14 protein-coding genes and 1 pseudogene are annotated in these 17115 nt (G+C 44.0%); 11 read left to right on the top strand and 4 right to left on the bottom strand.

Features of this window, described 5'->3' with window-relative positions:
- Positions 1-141 precede the first annotated feature (141 nt).
- Positions 142-1341, bottom strand: coding sequence for a tyrosine--tRNA ligase (gene tyrS / locus ABL924_RS07865; RefSeq protein WP_349026529.1), 1200 nt, complete (start codon positions 1339-1341; stop codon positions 142-144).
- A 166-nt stretch (positions 1342-1507) separates the two neighbouring features.
- On the opposite strand from tyrS, the gene ABL924_RS07860 reads away from it, so the two are divergent.
- A complete protein-coding gene (locus tag ABL924_RS07860) occupies positions 1508-2716 on the top strand; it encodes a peptidoglycan DD-metalloendopeptidase family protein (RefSeq protein ID WP_349026528.1) in 1209 nt (402 codons plus the stop codon).
- 177 nt (positions 2717-2893) lie between these two features.
- Here the strand turns inward: ABL924_RS07860 and erpA are convergent, their stop codons facing one another.
- Together erpA and argC are read right to left on the bottom strand one after the other, a co-directional pair.
- Positions 2894-3226 carry an iron-sulfur cluster insertion protein ErpA gene (gene erpA, locus ABL924_RS07855; protein WP_349026527.1) on the bottom strand — a complete coding sequence of 111 codons (333 nt, stop codon included), beginning with the start codon at positions 3224-3226 and terminating at the stop codon, positions 2894-2896.
- Positions 3227-3290: 64 nt separating this feature from the next.
- Positions 3291-4331 (bottom strand): N-acetyl-gamma-glutamyl-phosphate reductase, encoded by a 1041-nt coding sequence (gene argC, locus ABL924_RS07850; protein ID WP_349026526.1) that lies wholly within the window; start codon positions 4329-4331, stop codon positions 3291-3293.
- Between the two features lie 70 nt (positions 4332-4401).
- Here argC and ABL924_RS07845 point away from each other — a divergent pair, with 70 nt between their 5' ends.
- The 10 genes and pseudogenes from ABL924_RS07845 (at position 4402) to ABL924_RS07800 (ending at position 15764) form a co-directional block, all read left to right on the top strand.
- Complete coding sequence (locus ABL924_RS07845; RefSeq protein WP_349026525.1) at positions 4402-5391, top strand: NAD(P)H-quinone oxidoreductase; 990 nt, start codon at positions 4402-4404, stop codon at positions 5389-5391.
- Positions 5388-6290, top strand: a complete 903-nt coding sequence (locus tag ABL924_RS07840; RefSeq protein ID WP_349026524.1) for a sulfurtransferase — start codon at positions 5388-5390, stop codon at positions 6288-6290. Before ABL924_RS07845 ends, ABL924_RS07840 begins: the two co-directional genes overlap by 4 nt.
- Complete coding sequence (locus ABL924_RS07835) at positions 6281-6688, top strand: MerR family DNA-binding protein (protein ID WP_349026523.1); 408 nt, start codon at positions 6281-6283, stop codon at positions 6686-6688. The genes ABL924_RS07840 and ABL924_RS07835 overlap by 10 nt, the downstream gene beginning before the upstream one ends.
- A 158-nt stretch (positions 6689-6846) precedes the next feature.
- Positions 6847-7564 (top strand): annotated as a pseudogene (locus tag ABL924_RS07830) (mercuric transporter MerT family protein).
- An 18-nt stretch (positions 7565-7582) separates the two neighbouring features.
- Positions 7583-8038 carry a hypothetical protein gene (locus tag ABL924_RS07825; RefSeq protein WP_349026522.1) on the top strand — a complete coding sequence of 152 codons (456 nt, stop codon included), beginning with the start codon at positions 7583-7585 and terminating at the stop codon, positions 8036-8038.
- Positions 8039-8278: 240 nt separating this feature from the next.
- The gene (locus ABL924_RS07820) at positions 8279-9592 is read left to right on the top strand and encodes a M18 family aminopeptidase (protein ID WP_349026521.1); all 1314 of its coding nucleotides are present in this window, start codon (positions 8279-8281) and stop codon (positions 9590-9592) included.
- Positions 9593-10027: 435 nt separating this feature from the next.
- Positions 10028-10591 (top strand): YfiR family protein, encoded by a 564-nt coding sequence (locus ABL924_RS07815; protein ID WP_349026520.1) that lies wholly within the window; start codon positions 10028-10030, stop codon positions 10589-10591.
- On the top strand, positions 10588-12993 hold the full coding sequence (locus ABL924_RS07810; RefSeq protein ID WP_349026519.1) for an EAL domain-containing protein: 2406 nt from the start codon (positions 10588-10590) through the stop codon (positions 12991-12993). The genes ABL924_RS07815 and ABL924_RS07810 overlap by 4 nt, the downstream gene beginning before the upstream one ends.
- Before the next feature lie 35 nt (positions 12994-13028).
- Positions 13029-15128 carry a TonB-dependent receptor gene (locus tag ABL924_RS07805; protein ID WP_349026518.1) on the top strand — a complete coding sequence of 700 codons (2100 nt, stop codon included), beginning with the start codon at positions 13029-13031 and terminating at the stop codon, positions 15126-15128.
- Complete coding sequence (locus ABL924_RS07800) at positions 15129-15764, top strand: alpha-ketoglutarate-dependent dioxygenase AlkB (protein WP_349026517.1); 636 nt, start codon at positions 15129-15131, stop codon at positions 15762-15764.
- 6 nt (positions 15765-15770) lie between these two features.
- On the opposite strand, the gene purD is transcribed toward ABL924_RS07800, so the two are convergent.
- Positions 15771-17045, bottom strand: coding sequence for a phosphoribosylamine--glycine ligase (gene purD, locus ABL924_RS07795; protein WP_349026516.1), 1275 nt, complete (start codon positions 17043-17045; stop codon positions 15771-15773).
- Between the last annotated feature and the right edge of the window lie 70 nt (positions 17046-17115).

Here is a 17115-nt window from a genome sequence, read left to right as displayed (position 1 = left end):
GCGTACCCACACTCATTATTTTGGCCATCTTGTTAAAGAGCGCATAACTTCCGTTACGCTGAGTCCGACTATTCTACAGGTTTATTCGGGGTTGTCAAACACCAGCACGCGACAGGGCAACAATAATTTGGGCCGACACCGTCAGCCCAATGTAACCCGAGCAAACCGCCTCTTGCCCACCTGGTATATATGGCTGGCACCACAAGCCACCATCAGCTTAGAGTCCGTGATTTTTTCTCCGTCTATCTTGACCGCACTTTGATTTATCATCCGTACCGCTTCGGATGTGCTACTGGTCAATCCGGCATCTTTTAGCAAGTTAGTAATACAATAACTTTCAACGTCTAATTTTAAAGTGATTTCACTAATGTCATCAGGGATAGCACCACGTTGAAATTGGGCGATGAAATTCTGCATGGCCTGCTCACCAGCAGATACGCCACCGTGAAACCGGCTAATAATCTCTTTGGCTAATTCGTATTTGATATTTCTAGGATTTTCTACGCCTAAAGTGCATTTCTCCTTATATTCGTTGATAACCGACATTTTTTCGAAGCTCAGCAATTCAAAATATCGCCACATCAGATCATCTGAGATGGACATGATTTTGCCAAACATATCATCCGGCGCATCAGCTATGCCTATGTAATTATTCAAAGATTTAGACATTTTTTGAACACCATCCAAGCCTTCTAATATAGGCATGGTGATAACAATTTGAGGCGATTGCCCATACACTTCCTGCAATTGCCTACCTACCAGCAAGTTGAATTTTTGGTCGGTTCCACCTAGCTCAACATCAGCTTTCATGGCCACGGAATCGTAGCCTTGTATTAATGGATATAAAAACTCATGAATGGCAATGGCCTGACCGCCCTTGTAGCGCTTACTAAAATCGTCCCGTTCCAGCATTCTGGCTACAGTATGCTTTGCCGCCAATTGAATTAAATCTGCTGGCGACATGGCATTCATCCAAGTCGAATTGAATACAATTTTCGTTTTATCCGGATCAAGTATCTTAAAAACTTGCTCTTGGTAAGACTTGGCGTTTTCCTGAACCTCTTCTTGTGCCAAAGGTTTGCGCGTAATGTTTTTTCCGGTCGGATCGCCGATCATGCCGGTAAAATCACCTATCAGAAAGAGAATTTCATGCCCATAATCCTGGAATTGCTTAAGTTTATTTATCAACACAGTATGCCCCAAATGCAAATCCGGAGCCGTCGGGTCAAAACCTGCCTTTATTCTTAATGGCCTGCCTTCCTCCAATTTTTTTACGAATTCGTGCTTAACCAGGATTTCCTCAACACCTCTTAACAGGTTATTCAATACTTCTTCTTGCAACTTAATTTCTCCAGAACCGTCACATTTTGTAATCTTTGGATATTATTAGGTTTAACGAATATTTGCTACGAATAAAATATTTTTCCCTACATTGAAACCATTAATTTGTTGGTAAATTTTAGAAAAGCACTTAAAATTAACCTATGGAAAAAACAGGATATTTATTTTGATTAAAATTCAAATACTTAGAGATTCCGCAGTAAAAACCAGACCTCTTATTGCTTGCTTAGTTAGCTTGTTACTGGTTTTTACATCGACAATCGGCGATGCCAAGTCTCAAAAAAAACACGTTTTTAGCAAAATTACACACACTCGGATCACCATCCACAAAGTGAATCCAGGTGAAAAGCCTTCTGAAATCTTCTCTCGATTACATTCTTCGGAAGCACAAAAAATTGTCAGCTTTAATCATGACAAAACTCATTTTGCGACAATATCTACAGATAAACCTGAAGAATTTAGCGGATTAGAATCAAGCCGCTTTGGTTTATCTGGCAATGTAAACTTAGGCCGTAGATTTGGTCGATACACCCATAAATTCAACATGATGCAACTGGCTAGCGGCCAAGGGACTATTTCTTCTTCCTTATCCGAAGCTGGTAAAAAAGCGGGATTATCCGAAACGTTGATGGATCAATTAACCCAGATTTTTGCTTGGGACATTGATTTTGCCACAAATCTGCACAATGGCGATCACTTTACTGTGGTGTACGAACGCGGCGGTTTTAACGGCGCTGATGACATCGTTGCAGCTGAATTTGTTAATCGTGGAAAATCTTATCGAGCCGTAAGATACATCGATAAGGAGGGCTACGCAAACTACTACACTCCCGAAGGCCATGCTTTGCAGAAAGCCTTTCTTAGCACACCTGTTGACTTTGCCCGAATCAGTTCAGGCTTCAACCTTAGCCGCAGACATCCCGTGCTCAACAGGATACGCGCCCATAAAGGCGTTGATTACGCCGCCAGGACGGGCACGCCAGTCAAAGCAACAGGCAACGGTGCAATCGCTTTCCTTGGTAATAAAGGTGGCTACGGTCAGGTTATCATCATTAAACATGGCGACCGTTATGAGACGGTGTATGCCCATCTATCGAGATATAAAAATGGTTTATTTGAAGGCAGCCCAGTTAGGCAAGGCGATGTTATTGGCTACGTAGGCCAAACTGGATTGGCGACAGGGCCGCACTTACATTACGAATTCCGTATCGATGGCGTTCACCAAAATCCTTTGACCGCACAAGCATCTAACTTAGTGCCTGTTAGAAGTACGTCACTGGCGGATTTTAAATCGCAGATTACCGATCCTTTAGCTAAACTAAACTTAGTAAAAGCTAACTCGCTGTTTGCAAGGAACAATCAGACTATAAACTAAAATCAAAAAGATTTTTTATAGAAAAAAAATCCTGTATATTGATAAACTAGGGTGGAATTGCAAACCTAGGTTTGCACTCGAAAATTTCCACGACTAACGTCATGAAACCAACAAAGCAATTATATTAAGCATAAAAAAACCGGACACTGTCCGGTTTTTTTTCGATAAAATAAACGGTTAGACAGAAAATGACGACCCGCATCCGCAAGTCGTTTTTGCTGTCGGATTACGTATCACAAACTGAGCCCCCGACAAATCCTCCTTATAATCCACTTCCGCACCCGTTAGGTACTGGATGCTCATAGAATCAATTAACACGGTAACACCGCCTTTTTCAACACTGGTATCATCTTCGTTGACTTCTTCGTCAAATGTGAAGCCGTATTGAAATCCTGAACAGCCGCCGCCGGATACATAAACCCGTAATTTCAGGTTATCATTGCCTTCTTCGGCGATCAACTCGCTCACCTTTGTTGCCGCACTGTCTGTAAAAATGATTGGTTCCGCCATTATCTTGTTACCTAAAAATATTAATTAAACTCATTATGAGTACACTCAGTTACCTAGTCAAGGATTATGGGTACAAAGCCAGCGTTTTCAAGCCTTGGTCTTCTGGAAACCCAAACATTAGATTCATATTTTGCACAGCCTGCCCTGCCGCACCTTTGACTAGGTTATCAATCACCGACAAGATCACAACCATTTGACCACCTTGAGGCTGGTGGATAGAAATCTGGCACTTATTAGAACCCCGCACATTCCGGGTATCTGGATGCGAACCCGAAGGCATCACATCGACAAATGGTTCGTTGGCATAACGCTGTTCATACAAAACATGTAGATCATTCAAGCTGACTTTACTATGACTTACCTGGGCATACAAAGTTGCATGGATACCGCGAATCATTGGGATTAAATGCGGCACGAAGGTCAAGTTAATTGAACTTCCCGATGCATTTCGCAAACCTTGGTTAATCTCTGGTAAATGGCGATGGCCACTCGCAGCGTAAGCCTTAAAACTTTCTCCCGTTTCGCTCATTAACATAGCTAATTCAGCCTTGCGCCCTGCCCCACTGACACCTGATTTCACATCGGCGATCAAATAATTCACATCAACCAAGCCTTTTTCAAGCAAAGGTAGAAAGCCTAATTGGACGGAAGTCGGATAACAACCTGGGTTAGCAACCAATCGCGCAGTCTTAATGGCCTCACGATTAACTTCAGGTAAACCGTAGACGGCTTCTTCGAGCAATTCAGGACAGGCATGTTCCATGCCGTACCACTTAGTCCATTCTGCCGCATCTTTAAGCCGAAAATCTGCTGAAAGGTCAATGACTTTAACACCCCGCTCTAACAATACTTTCGCCATAAGCATTGCAGTACCATTTGGTGTGGCAAAAAACACGACCTCGCAGCTAGACAGTGCATCGACATCAGGCGCGGAAAAAACCACGTCGATTACGCCACGCAAGCTGGGATAAAGCGCATCTACACTTAACCCTGCATCAGCGCGTGAAGTAACGACAGCCACCTCAACCTCTGGGTGCAATGCCAAAATCCGTAATAGTTCAACACCCGTATATCCAGTGCCGCCAACAATACCCGCGCGAATCATCTCTTACCTTAACCTCATAAAAATAGTGCGTATATAATACCCATAACCCGGCTTTTTCCATACCGAAGTTATGCAGATATCTAACATCATGTGCGCTATCGAAGTTCAATCGGGGAAATTAGTGCCCATTGAACGAGCAGTTCCTGTACCGAAAACAGGTCAGGTGCTGATTAAAGTCATGGCTGCTGGCGTGAACCGTCCCGATGTCATGCAATGCAAAGGGCTTTACCCGCCGCCACAAGGTGCATCTGACATTCTCGGCCTTGAAATTACGGGAATTGTTGTATCTTTGGGTAATAATGCTGGCAATTTGGCAATCGGCGACAATGTTTGTGCCTTGGTCACAGGTGGCGGTTATGCGGATTATTGCGTAGCTTCTGCGACCTTATGTTTGCCGATCCCAGATAATTTATCGTTTATCGAAGCCGCTGGCATACCGGAAACTTTTTTTACCGTGTGGAGCAACATATTTGATCGCGGACACTTACAACAAGGCGAAACGTTGTTAGTACACGGTGGCAGCAGCGGCATAGGCACGACAACCATACAACTCGCCAAAGCGTTCGATGCTAAGGTATTCGCAACAGCAGGATCATTGGCTAAATGCCAATTTTGCTTAGACCTAGGTGCAGATGCCGCTATTAACTATAAGAGCCAAGATTTTGTCAGCGAAATTGCCAAAATTACCGACAACAAAGGGGTCAACCTGATCCTTGACATGATCGGTGGCGATTATTTCCCTCGCAACCTGCAATGCCTTGCTGTTGAGGGCAGATTGGTGCAAATTGCCGTACAACAGCAGCCTAAATCCGACATCAATCTCTGGACTGTGATGCAAAAGCGGCTCACCATTACAGGCTCCACGCTAAGGGTAAGGGATGACACCTTCAAAGCTGACATCGCCAGCAAATTGCTTAAAAATGTCTGGCCTTTGTTCGCTTCTGAACGCATCAAACCTATCATCCATTCTACCTTTGCCCTCAGCGAGGCTGCATTAGCACACGAACTCATGGAAAGCAGCCTGCATATGGGCAAAATCATCCTCACGACAGACACATGAACTACACGACCTTAATTTCAGCAGAAAGACTCCATCAACACCTGAATAATCCCAATTGGATTGTCATCGACTGTCGGTTTTCATTGGCAGATACTGATGCTGGATTCAAAGCGTATCGGCACGGACACATCCCAAACGCGCGGTATGCCCATTTGGATAAGGATTTATCGTCCGCAGTCACCGACTTCACTGGCCGCCACCCGATGCCCAACCTTATAACTCTGGTCAATAAACTAGGGATTTGGGGAGTCGATAACCACAGCCAAGTGGTTGTTTATGATGATGTCAGCGGCGCATTTGCCGGGCGTTTATGGTGGTTGCTTCGCTGTTTAGGCCATGAAAATATCGCGGTATTGGATGGTGGTTATAAGCATTGGCAAAAACTCGCCCTTCCCGTTACCACCACCTTACCCACCATAAAACCCAGTATTTTTAGGGCTTATCCTATCAAAAACCCTGGATTAACCGCACTAGAAGTGCAAAATGGTTTGGCGCAAAAAGCAATTTGCCTGATTGATGCCAGGACACCAGAGCGTTATCGCGGCGAACAAGAACCTATCGACCCCGTTGCAGGACATATTCCTGGCGCGGTAAACCGCCCTTTCCACTCAAACCTGGATAGCAATGGCTTGTTTTTATCCGCCGAACTCTTACGAAATCAATTCAAAACGCTTATCAGCGATAAAAATCATCGGCAAGTCATCCACATGTGCGGCTCGGGCGTGACTGCTTGCCATAATTTACTGGCTATGGAAGTGGCAGGTCTGGCTGGATCAAAGCTATATGCCGGTTCCTGGAGCGAATGGATTCGAGACAAAAACAGGCCGACTGGCAGGGATGGCGGGAGTGCCGCAATCGGTAGCGAACCGATGCGGTCAATCGTTATAAAATGCAACTAACAATCGGCAAGCTGGCTAAACAGGCCGAAGTAACCATTGAAACTATTCGCTACTATCAACAAATAGGTTTATTGGATGAACCTGAAAAACCCAGTAGCGGCTATCGGCTTTATCCACCTGGTGCTATAAACAGAATTCGATTTATCAAACGCGCCCAACAAGCCGGTTTTACCTTGAAGGAAATTGCCGAATTGTTATCGTTTGACGGCACACATTGTTCTGACGTACGACAAATCGCCGAACAAAAATGTCAGCAAATAGATGCCCAAATAGAGGATTTAATAGCTCTGCGTAAAGTATTAGGTAACTTGGTTAAACGTTGTCAGAAGACGGATGCTTCCACAGGACGCTGTTCTCTAATTGATAATTTTTCAAATGAAAAGATTATCAAGTTCTGAACGCTTTAAAAATCATGTAAATTTTGCTTGACTCTGTTCCTTAGCACAGGGTTTAAAATCCTAACCAAGCTTTGTTAATGCCCGTCGTTAACTGCATTCAAAACACCCTTACTGAATACAGATGATAAGACGATTAGTTGTTATTGAGGAACATTCTTATGACCGCAGAACACGAAACACCTTCATCCCAAAAGCTACCCTGGTTAGGAATCGGCACTACGCTAGCCGCCATTGGCGCATCAATCTGCTGTGTCGGGCCTTTGCTGCTATTATCGTTGGGCATAGGCGGCGCATGGATGAGTACCTTAACTTCAATGGATTCGGTTCGCCCATTTTTTATATTACTTACTCTGGTTTTTATCGGCTTAGGGTATCGCAAACTCTATTTGTTACCAGAAAGCTGCGAAGAAGGTAAAGTTTGTGCATTGCCGGAAGATATTCACAAGCAACGCATGATTTTCTGGGTAGGCTCTGCGCTAGTCTTGTTGCTGCTGGCCTTTCCTTGGTACGCCCCAATTTTTATGGCTTAGGAGGATCATGATGAAACTTAAAACTATCTTGTTAATGTTGAGCTTATTGACAACTTCTTTATTGCTACAGACAGCACACGCTGGGGCAACCATTCCTGTTCAATCGCAAAAGCAAAGCAGTAGTCAATCAGTCACCTTGGAGCTGCAAAACATGACTTGTGCGATGTGTAAATTCACCATTAAAAAAGCTTTACAAGGTGTCGAGGGTTTAGAAGAAGCAAATGTCGATTACGATACCAAGACAGCCAAGGTTGCTTTTAATCCACAAAAAACCAGCGTGGATGCTTTGATTAAAGCCACCACCGATGCGGGTTATCCGGCAACCGTGCATCAAACAAAACAATAACCACAGGAGGACACGCTTATGTCAGATTGTTGTGCGAGCAATCCCCCAAAAGCGACCACCCAGGCCTGCCCTCAATGCGGAACGGCTTGTAAAAATGTCGAAATGCCTGCGCTTTACCATCAAGTAAAATTCCCAGAAAATCAGGAAGTTATCTCAGACAACTATTATTTCTGCCCAAGCAAAAGCTGCGCTACCGCTTACTTTTCAATTGCCGGAAACATTATCCCAAAACAACATTTAACAACGCATCAGGACATCCAGAACGACAAGCTGTGTTATTGCTTCGATATTGATGCAGCCGATTATCTGGCAGCACTAAGCACCAACAATGCAGAAACCATCAAACACTTTGTCATGCTACGAACCAAATCGGGCGAGTGTGCTTGTGAAATCAGAAACCCATCAGGGCAATGCTGTTTAGCAAGATTCAAGCATTTGGAAAAGAATACAGCTATTAACATGGATGATATTTAGCAAAAAAATTCATTACCGATACTAGACCTGCAACCAAATTCTTCAACCAAACGGCTATCCTGTAAAATTTTCTCTCCTTCAGGTGATCAAGTACAACAATAAAAACACTCACAGCTTACTTACACAAAATTATCCCAAACGCCACTCTACTGATTTTTCTACTCGCAGTTATAATGGATTGCAGACCTAATACCATTGCCCTAAAACCTAAATCATCTATCGAAAATATAGAAAAAACACATGGCAGCAAAACAACATACCCAAAACCTACTCGACTTTATAGATGCCAGCCCAAGCCCTTGGCACGCAGTCAACACCGCAGAAACCTTGCTTAAGCCGTATCAGTTTATTAAGCTGGATGAGACTACTCGATGGCAGCTACAGCCTGGTGGTCGCTATTATGTAGTGAGGGATGATTCCTCGATAATCCTGTTCGTACTCGGAACTAATCCTTTATTAGAAACCGGATTTCGTTTAGTCGGCGCACATACCGATTCCCCAGGCTTAAGAGTGAAACCCAATCCTGCGAATGGCAAGGATGGCTTACTGAGGCTTGGTGTGGAAATTTACGGTAGCCCCATTCTTGCAACATTTACCGACCGGGATTTAAGTCTTGCCGGGCGCATTTGTTTCAAAAATGCCCAAGATCAGATCGACAGCCAACTAATCAAATTCGATAACCCACTATTGAGATTGCCTAATCTGGCAATCCACATGAACAGAACTGTCAATGAAGACGGCTTAAAACTTCATAAACACACTGAATTACCGCTAATATTGTCGGAATTGTCTGAGCAGCAACTACCTTCCGATTATTTTTTAAGCTTATTGGAAAAGCAATCAGGGATAGACTCTGCACACCTCCTATCTTGGGATCTGGCGGTGTACGACACCCAAAAAGGCACCCTCTGGGGGGCGGAAGAAGAATTTTACAGCAATAGTCAGTTAGATAATCTTGCATCCTGTCATGCCGCCTTGCAAGCATTGCTGGATAAAGAGGTCTTAAGTAACACTGAAAACACGCTAGTTTGTGCTTTCTTCGACCACGAGGAGATTGGCAGCGAAAGCAATAAAGGTGCTGACGGCAGTTTTCTACCTGACGTTCTCCAACGCATAGCCCTGGAATGTTGTGAGCTGCAAGATTTCCCTAGAGTCCTGGCGAAAAGCTTCCTTGTCAGCGCCGATATGGCTCATGCTTATCACCCCAATTTCCCTTCAGCCTACGACCATGACCATAAAGTCATGCTAAACAAGGGGCCAGTCATCAAGCTGAATTCCAATCATCGCTACAGCTCTGAAAGCATCTCAGAGGCCATGTTTATTGACTGGTGCAATCAGGCCAGCGTACCTTACCAACGCTATTCACATCGCGGTGACTTGCCTTGCGGTAGCACCATAGGTCCAATCGCTTCCGCCAAATTAGGCATTCGTTCCGTTGATGTCGGCAACCCAATGTGGGCAATGCACAGCATTAGAGAAAGTGCCGGTGTTTTCGATCATGATTACATGATTAAAGTTTTGAAAAGATTCTTCTTGGCACACACCAATACCTAAGCCAGTTAAACCCAGACACACTCTGCGTTTGTAGATAGCACTCCTAAACCTGTAATTGACCGAATAATAGTCTATATTTAGCACAACACATTATGGAATGAAGTTGCTTGCTTTTAGCATTCGCACAACATGCGGTAATTCCACATTTGTCTTTTGACATTATTTCCCTTTACTGTGTCACCGTGTTGCTATAAAACAGCAAAATACATTTAACAAGCGAAAATCTATTGCTTTTACTAATGGGAATACCTAATAATTCCTCTCCGGCCAGGGTGAGGGGTGTAACCATCTGATTTTAAAACCCTCATTCAACCTTCTCGGCAATTGCTCCTGCATTGCCCTACTACCTACATCCATGTAGGGATTCCGAAGAGAGAAGGAGGTTTTTGAATGTTTAGAGCCTTCCTAGAGAGATTAACCAAGCACTATTAAAGAATGAAGGATACTTTCTTAACAAGAATACTACTATGTCTGGCACTTTTGTTTTCAGAAAGCATTGTCGCTGACGATGACGATCTTGAATACAAGATAAAAGCTGGCTACCTGTATAACTTCACAAAATTCATCACTTGGCCAAAAGTTAATAGCACTACCTTCAATCTGTGTATTTTGGGCACTGATCCTTTTGGTACCTTTATTGACCCTCTTGAAAAAAAATCTGCATTTACCCGAACTATAAGAATATTCCGGCTCGATGAGGCCGACTTCCTGTCCAGTTCAAACCCGAAAGCGGATTGTCATATACTTTATGTCAGCCTCTCTATCTCTAATAACCAAAAAACAGTTTTCGAAAAAATCCAGGCTAATCCGAATAAAGGCGAAATACTGGTAGTTGGAGAAAGTGAAACCTTTGCCGTAGAAGGCGGGATGATCGGTTTTGTCAATAAAGATGGCAAAATCAAGTTACAAATTAACCAGCAATCAGTCAAACAAACTGGCTTGAAGATCAGCGCTAAATTATTAGAAATCGCTGAACTTATTCAAGGAATAAAGCCATGATTAAAAAGCTGAGCGATTTATCAATCAACCGGAAGCTCTTATTCATACTGCTATTTTCTAGCGTGGTGTCACTGCTATTTGCAGGTGTCATTTTAATATTTCTGGAACTTTCAGAATTTCAACGCACGACCAAAGATAATTACACAGCATTGGCAGAAGTCATCGGTAACCGCAGCTCCGCTGCGTTGATGTTTGATGACAGGAATTTAGCTATAGAAAATCTGGCGGTCTTTAACAATATCCCTGCCGTTCAAGTTACTTGCTTATATAGCGATCATCGTACTGTCTTTGTTGGCTTGGCGAACAAAACTACCGCCAACCAAACCTGCCCAACTTCTATCAAAGGCGAGAAAACCCGATTTGAAAACAAACAGTTGATTATTATTAAAGCCATTGACATAGACAACGAAACACTCGGCACCGTTTATATCCGTGCAGATTTATCTCTTGCCTACTGGCGGAAAATCGAGTTTATAGGGGCACTGTTTTTAGTATTAGTAGCCGTCTCTTTAATAACATTTTTGCTATCACGGCCGTTATTAAAACTCATATCGACACCCATAAAAAGACTCGTAAACACTGTCAAAAAAATCAGCGATACTGGCGATTATTCGCTCAGAGCCATTAAGCTTGGCAATGACGAGATGGGCGTACTGGTTGATTCATTCAATAACTTAATTGAAACCGTCGAGACCCAGAGCCTAGCCTTAACGGAGGCAAAAAATCGGTATTTGACACTATACGATGACAATCCAACCACGGTTTTCAATATTTCACGAGATGGGCTTGTTTTTTCAGTCAATCTTACCGGTGCTAAACAACTAGATTTGACCGTAGATGAATTGCAAAATTGTTCTATTTTCGATTTTATCCATTCAGATGATGCACCACTGATGCAAGATTTGATCGAACGCTGCTTTACTAACCCTTTAATGGTACATAACCAAGAGCTGCGTAACATCTGTCATAACGGACGTGTTATCTGGGTCAGGGCTACTGCGCGATTGGTCGCAAATGACAGAAATGAAAGTAGCTTGTTAATCGTTTACGAAGACATAACGGAAACACGCTTACTGAATGAACAAATCGTTTATCAAGCAGACCACGATGCTTTAACTGGGCTTTCGAACCGAAACAAATTTGACCGCTATTTGAAACGGGCAATCGTCTTAGCACACCATGAAAATACCGAGCATGCACTATGTTATCTGGATCTTGACCAGTTTAAGATCATTAATGACACCTGCGGCCATTTGGCGGGTGACGAACTGCTCAGGCAACTGGGTGAGTTACTCAGAAAACACATCCGACAATATGACTTTGTTGCTCGGCTAGGCGGTGATGAATTTGGGATATTGATGTATAACTGCTCATCCAGCCAAGCTTTTCAAGCCTGCGAGAAACTACGCGACTTAATCAAGGATTTTAGTTTTGCTTGGGAAGACAGAAGCTTTACCATTGGTGTCAGCATTGGTGTGTCATCCATTAACACCGTCAGCGGCAACGCCGTCGATCTACTCAAAGAGGCAGATGCTGCCTGCTATGCGGCGAAAGAAAAAGGTCGAAATCGCGTTCATGTCTTCCGCCCAGATGACGAGGAGCTCGCTATGCGTCGAGGCGAAATGCAATGGGTGGAAAAAATTCGTCAAGGTTTAGAGAAAAATCGCTTTGTCTTATATGGGCAACCTATCGTGCCAATCCATGATACCAACGAAGGCCTACATTTTGAAGTGTTACTCCGTTATCGTGATGACCGAGGTAATATTATTCCACCCGGTGCATTTTTACCCGCTGCCGAACGCTACAATTTAGCGTCCGAACTGGATCGTTGGATAATCGCCGCCCTGCTTGAATGGTTGGCTACCCACCCCGATTTTCTAAAGACACTATCGCTCTGCTCTATTAACCTGTCGGGTTTGTCACTTTCTGACGAAACCATGCTGGAATTTATTTCTGAACAGTTCGACCGATGGGCTATTCCTACCAACAAAGTCTGCTTTGAAATCACAGAAACAGCCGCCATTTCCAATTTCTCGTATGCGACCAATTTTATTAATCAATTAAAAGGACAAGGTTGTTTGTTCTCATTGGATGACTTCGGCAGTGGTTTATCATCGTTTGCCTATCTAAAAAACCTGCCGGTAGATTATCTTAAAATTGATGGCCTTTTCGTCAAGGACATCCTTCATGATGAAGTCGATCTGGCCATGGTGAAATCCATTAATGAAGTCGGGCATGTGATGAATAAAAAGACGATTGCCGAATTTGTTGAAAATGAAGCCATATTCAACTTACTTAAATCACTTGGCATTGATTACGCCCAAGGGTATGGTATTGGTAGACCAGTCCCCTTATGTGACCTTAAACCCATAACTTCCTTATTTAGCGGTATCAAAAAATGAAAATTAGCTGGGTAACCATTTGTAACTGTTTAGCCATGATACTCATATTCAGTTCAACAACAAGCCGTGCTACCACAAAAGACATGGAAGACTTTTTTTCCATGTCCCCTGCCGAGTTGGCCGCAATACCCATCACTATAGCCACGGGTACACCTAGACCTAGTTTTCGGTCAGCCGGATCGACCAATGTGATAACCGAGGAACAAATTAAAACGATGGGGGCAACTGAGTTGCATGAAATTTTAGAAACAGTCCCTGGAATCCACGCAAGCTTACAACCAATAACCAATGACTATAACTACAGTGTGCGAGGCATTGCGAATAAGACCAACGCCCAGCTATTGATATTACTGAACGGGACGCGCATTACCACGCCTTTTCAAGGCTCGACGGCATCCAGCCTGGATTTACCCATTGCCGCCATCCAGCGTGTCGAAGTTATTCGGGGGCCGGGTTCAGCCGTCTATGGTGCCGATGCTTTTGCTGGCGTCATTAATATTATCACTAAACAAGCTAACGACATTGATGGCACTCAATTGGGTGTGCGGGCGGGCAATTGGGATTCGCAAAGCGGTTGGGGACAGCACGGAAGTCAATGGGCAGGCTGGGATATAGCAACTAGCATACAATACCAACAGTCAGCGGGTGATAGCGGCAGGATTCTTCAAAAAGACGCTCAAACTGTCTTTGATAAGGCGATTGGTACAAACGCATCTTTGGCATCGGGTGTCATGAACACCCAGTTTAAATCCTTGAATACTCACCTTAACTTACAACGCAAACATTGGGATATAAGTTTTTGGGCTTTCAATGGTTTTGACATAGGCACAAGAGCGGGCGGTGCAGGTGCATTAGATCCAAAAGGCAGTGCTGATACCTCACAATATCTAGGTGATGTCCGGTTTTCAACTGAAGACCGGTTTGATGATTGGGAATTTATGGCACATCTCAGTTACTTACATTCCGATGTCAATGGCAAAGTCAATATATTTCCCGACAATACAAGATTACCTACAACCTTGGACGGGAATATAGCTGGTCAATCTCCTGCATATTTGACGAAATTCCCCAATGGGGTCATTGAAGACATAAAGCATGTGCAGCGAATACCAGCTATTGAACTAACTTCCCTTTATAAAGGCCTAGATAAGCACCTGTTTCGACTCGGCGCTGGGTTTAGATATGAGGAAATTGACACCAGCCAGCAATCCAACTACGGCTATGGAGAGGCCTTGCTAAATTTTAGGGATGGCACTTTAGTTGATAAATCAGACACTAAATATGCTTTTTTAAAAGACTCCAACCGGACAATTGGCTCCTTAGTGTTGCAGGATGAGTGGCAGATTGTCGGCGATTGGCATTTAACGGCTGGAGTGCGTTATGACTACTACTCTGATTTCGGCGGCACCATCAACCCCAGATTAGCCTTAGCCTGGGATGTAAATGAACAATTAACCACTAAGTTTCTGTATGGTAAGGCATTCAGGGCACCCAGCTTTACCGAACATTATACCACCCAAAATAACCCAGTACTCATAGGAAACCCAAAATTAGATCCCGAAACTATCAATACGGTTGAGTGGGCCTTTGATTACCGTCCTTTCTCATCATTTAGAACTGGCCTTAACCTGTATTACTATCATATACATGACCTTATAGACACTACATCTACTATTAATCAGGCTAAACAATATAACAACTCCGGCAGCCAAGATGGCTACGGAACTGAGCTGGAGTGGAATTGGAAACTGTCCGAACAATGGAATTTAGCAGGAAATTATGCTTGGCAACATACCCGTAACGACCAAACGAAAACGCGGGTAACTGGCGTTCCCGAACATCAAGTCTATTTTGCTGCCATCTGGCAATTTATGCCGCAGTGGCAAATCCAATCCCAACTGAATTGGGTGGGTGGCAGAACAAGTGAAGTGGGTGATTCTAGGCCAGCATTGAAAGATTATGAAACGATTGATTTTACCTTGCGTGGAAAAAAACTGTGGGGGCATATTAATCTTGCTGCGTCGCTCAGAAATGCTTTTGACGCTAATAACCTTGAACCGGCAAGATCTGAAATACCCGTAAATTTGCCCTTAGCCGGACGAAACTTTTATCTCGAAGCATCAGTCGATTTTTAAGTGGACGCTAACCTGCTACAAACTGAATTAAGCGACGATTTAGACAACCATATCGCCTGTTTTAACTTGGCTGATGGAGGAAAGTTTTTTTTAATCAAGGAATTCTATAGCCAACCCGAATCTGATAAATTACTTACAAAACTGTTAACCAGTCTGTGCTGGCAGGAAGAGGATATTTTTATTTTTGGCAAGTGGGTTAAAGTGCCGCGCTTGATGTGTTGGTACGGTGATCCAAATACCTATTATCAATATTCGGGCGTTAATCATCAGCCAACGCCGTGGTCATCCGAATTACAGGATATTAAGGGGAAAATCGAACAGCAGTGCCACTGTGTTTTTAACAGTGTGTTGGCTAATTTATACCGGGACGGTAGAGATTCGATGGGTTGTCATGCCGATGACGAAAAGGAATTGGGTTTAAATCCAACCATTGCATCCTTGAGCCTAGGCGATGAACGCTTGTTTAAACTGCACCATAAAAAAAGCAAACACACTTTGAATATTCATTTGCAACATGGTGACTTACTCGTCATGGGCGGAACCTGTCAAACGCACTGGCTGCATTCGATACCGAAAACCAAAAAACTCAAAACGCCGCGCATTAATTTGACGTTTCGGAAAATCTTGACAACATAAGCAATGTTATTTGATTGCTTTAAAACCAATATCCGTCCGGTAATACGCATGATCCCAATGAATATCTTTAACAAGTTCATAAGCTTTAGTCTGCGCTTCCTTGATCGTATCGCCTAGCGCACAAGCGCACAAGACGCGGCCTCCGGCGGTTACTATTGCATCACCCTGTATTTGTGTACCAGCGTGAAATACCTTAGCATCGTCCACTTCATGGTCAGGTAAACCCGAAATCACCGCGCCTTGCTGATAGGTATCAGGATAACCGCCTGCTGCCATCACGATTCCCAATGCAACCCTGTCGTCCCAATCGCTGCTGGCTTTGTCTAACTTCCCAGCCAAAGCAGCCTCACAGAGTTCAACCAAATCACTTTTCAGCCGCATCATGATGGGCTGGGTTTCAGGGTCACCAAAACGGCAGTTGTATTCCAGCACTTTAATTGTGCCATCAGGCGAAATCATCAGCCCAGCATACAGAAAACCTATATAAGCATTGCCATCTTCCGCCATACCCGCCAAGGTCGGCGCTATGACCTCCTGCATGACACGTCGATGAATATCGGGCGTTACAACGGGCGCTGGCGAATAAGCGCCCATGCCGCCAGTATTTGGCCCCTGGTCACCATTATCGCGAGCCTTATGGTCTTGCGAAGTTGCCATAGCCAAAGCGTACTTACCATCGGCTATCACAATAAAACTGGCTTCCTCGCCTTGCAGGAATTCTTCGATGACCACGCGGCTTCCGGCGACACCGAAAACATTGCCTGACAGCATATCTTCAACCGCATTTATGGCTTCCTGTTCGGTTTGCGCCACTACCACGCCCTTCCCTGCCGCTAAGCCATCAGCTTTGACTACGATGGGTGCACCTTGGGCTTTTATATAAGCGATTGCTAAGTTCTGATCGGTAAAACTTTGGTATTTGGCGGTCGGGATGTTGTACCTAACCATAAAATCTTTACAATAACTCTTTGAACCTTCCAGTTGCGCGGCCTGGGCCGTGGGGCCAAAACAGGGCAGGCCGGCTTGTTGAAAACTGTCAACAATACCCATTGTCAAGGGAACTTCAGGCCCGACGATGGTCAGGTCGATCTGTTCTTGCTTTGCAAATGCCAACAGTTCGAGAATATCCGTTGCGGGAATGGCTATATTTTCAACGCCTGTTTCTAACGCTGTCCCAGCGTTGCCTGGTGCGACAAAGACTTTATCAACTTTTGGGGACTGTTTAACTTTCCAGGCTAAGGCGTGTTCGCGCCCACCGTTACCAACAATAAGTATTTTCATGCTCGAAGTTAATGATAAAAATCAGTTATATTTGATGTTTCCGCGCTACCGTAAGCGCAAGACCAACCTC

This window comes from Methyloglobulus sp., from assembly GCF_040079455.1.
GTDB lineage: Bacteria > Pseudomonadota > Gammaproteobacteria > Methylococcales > Methylomonadaceae > Methyloglobulus.
The sequence above is the reverse complement of the archived record's forward strand: the minus strand, read 5'-3'. Positions and strand labels throughout refer to the sequence as shown.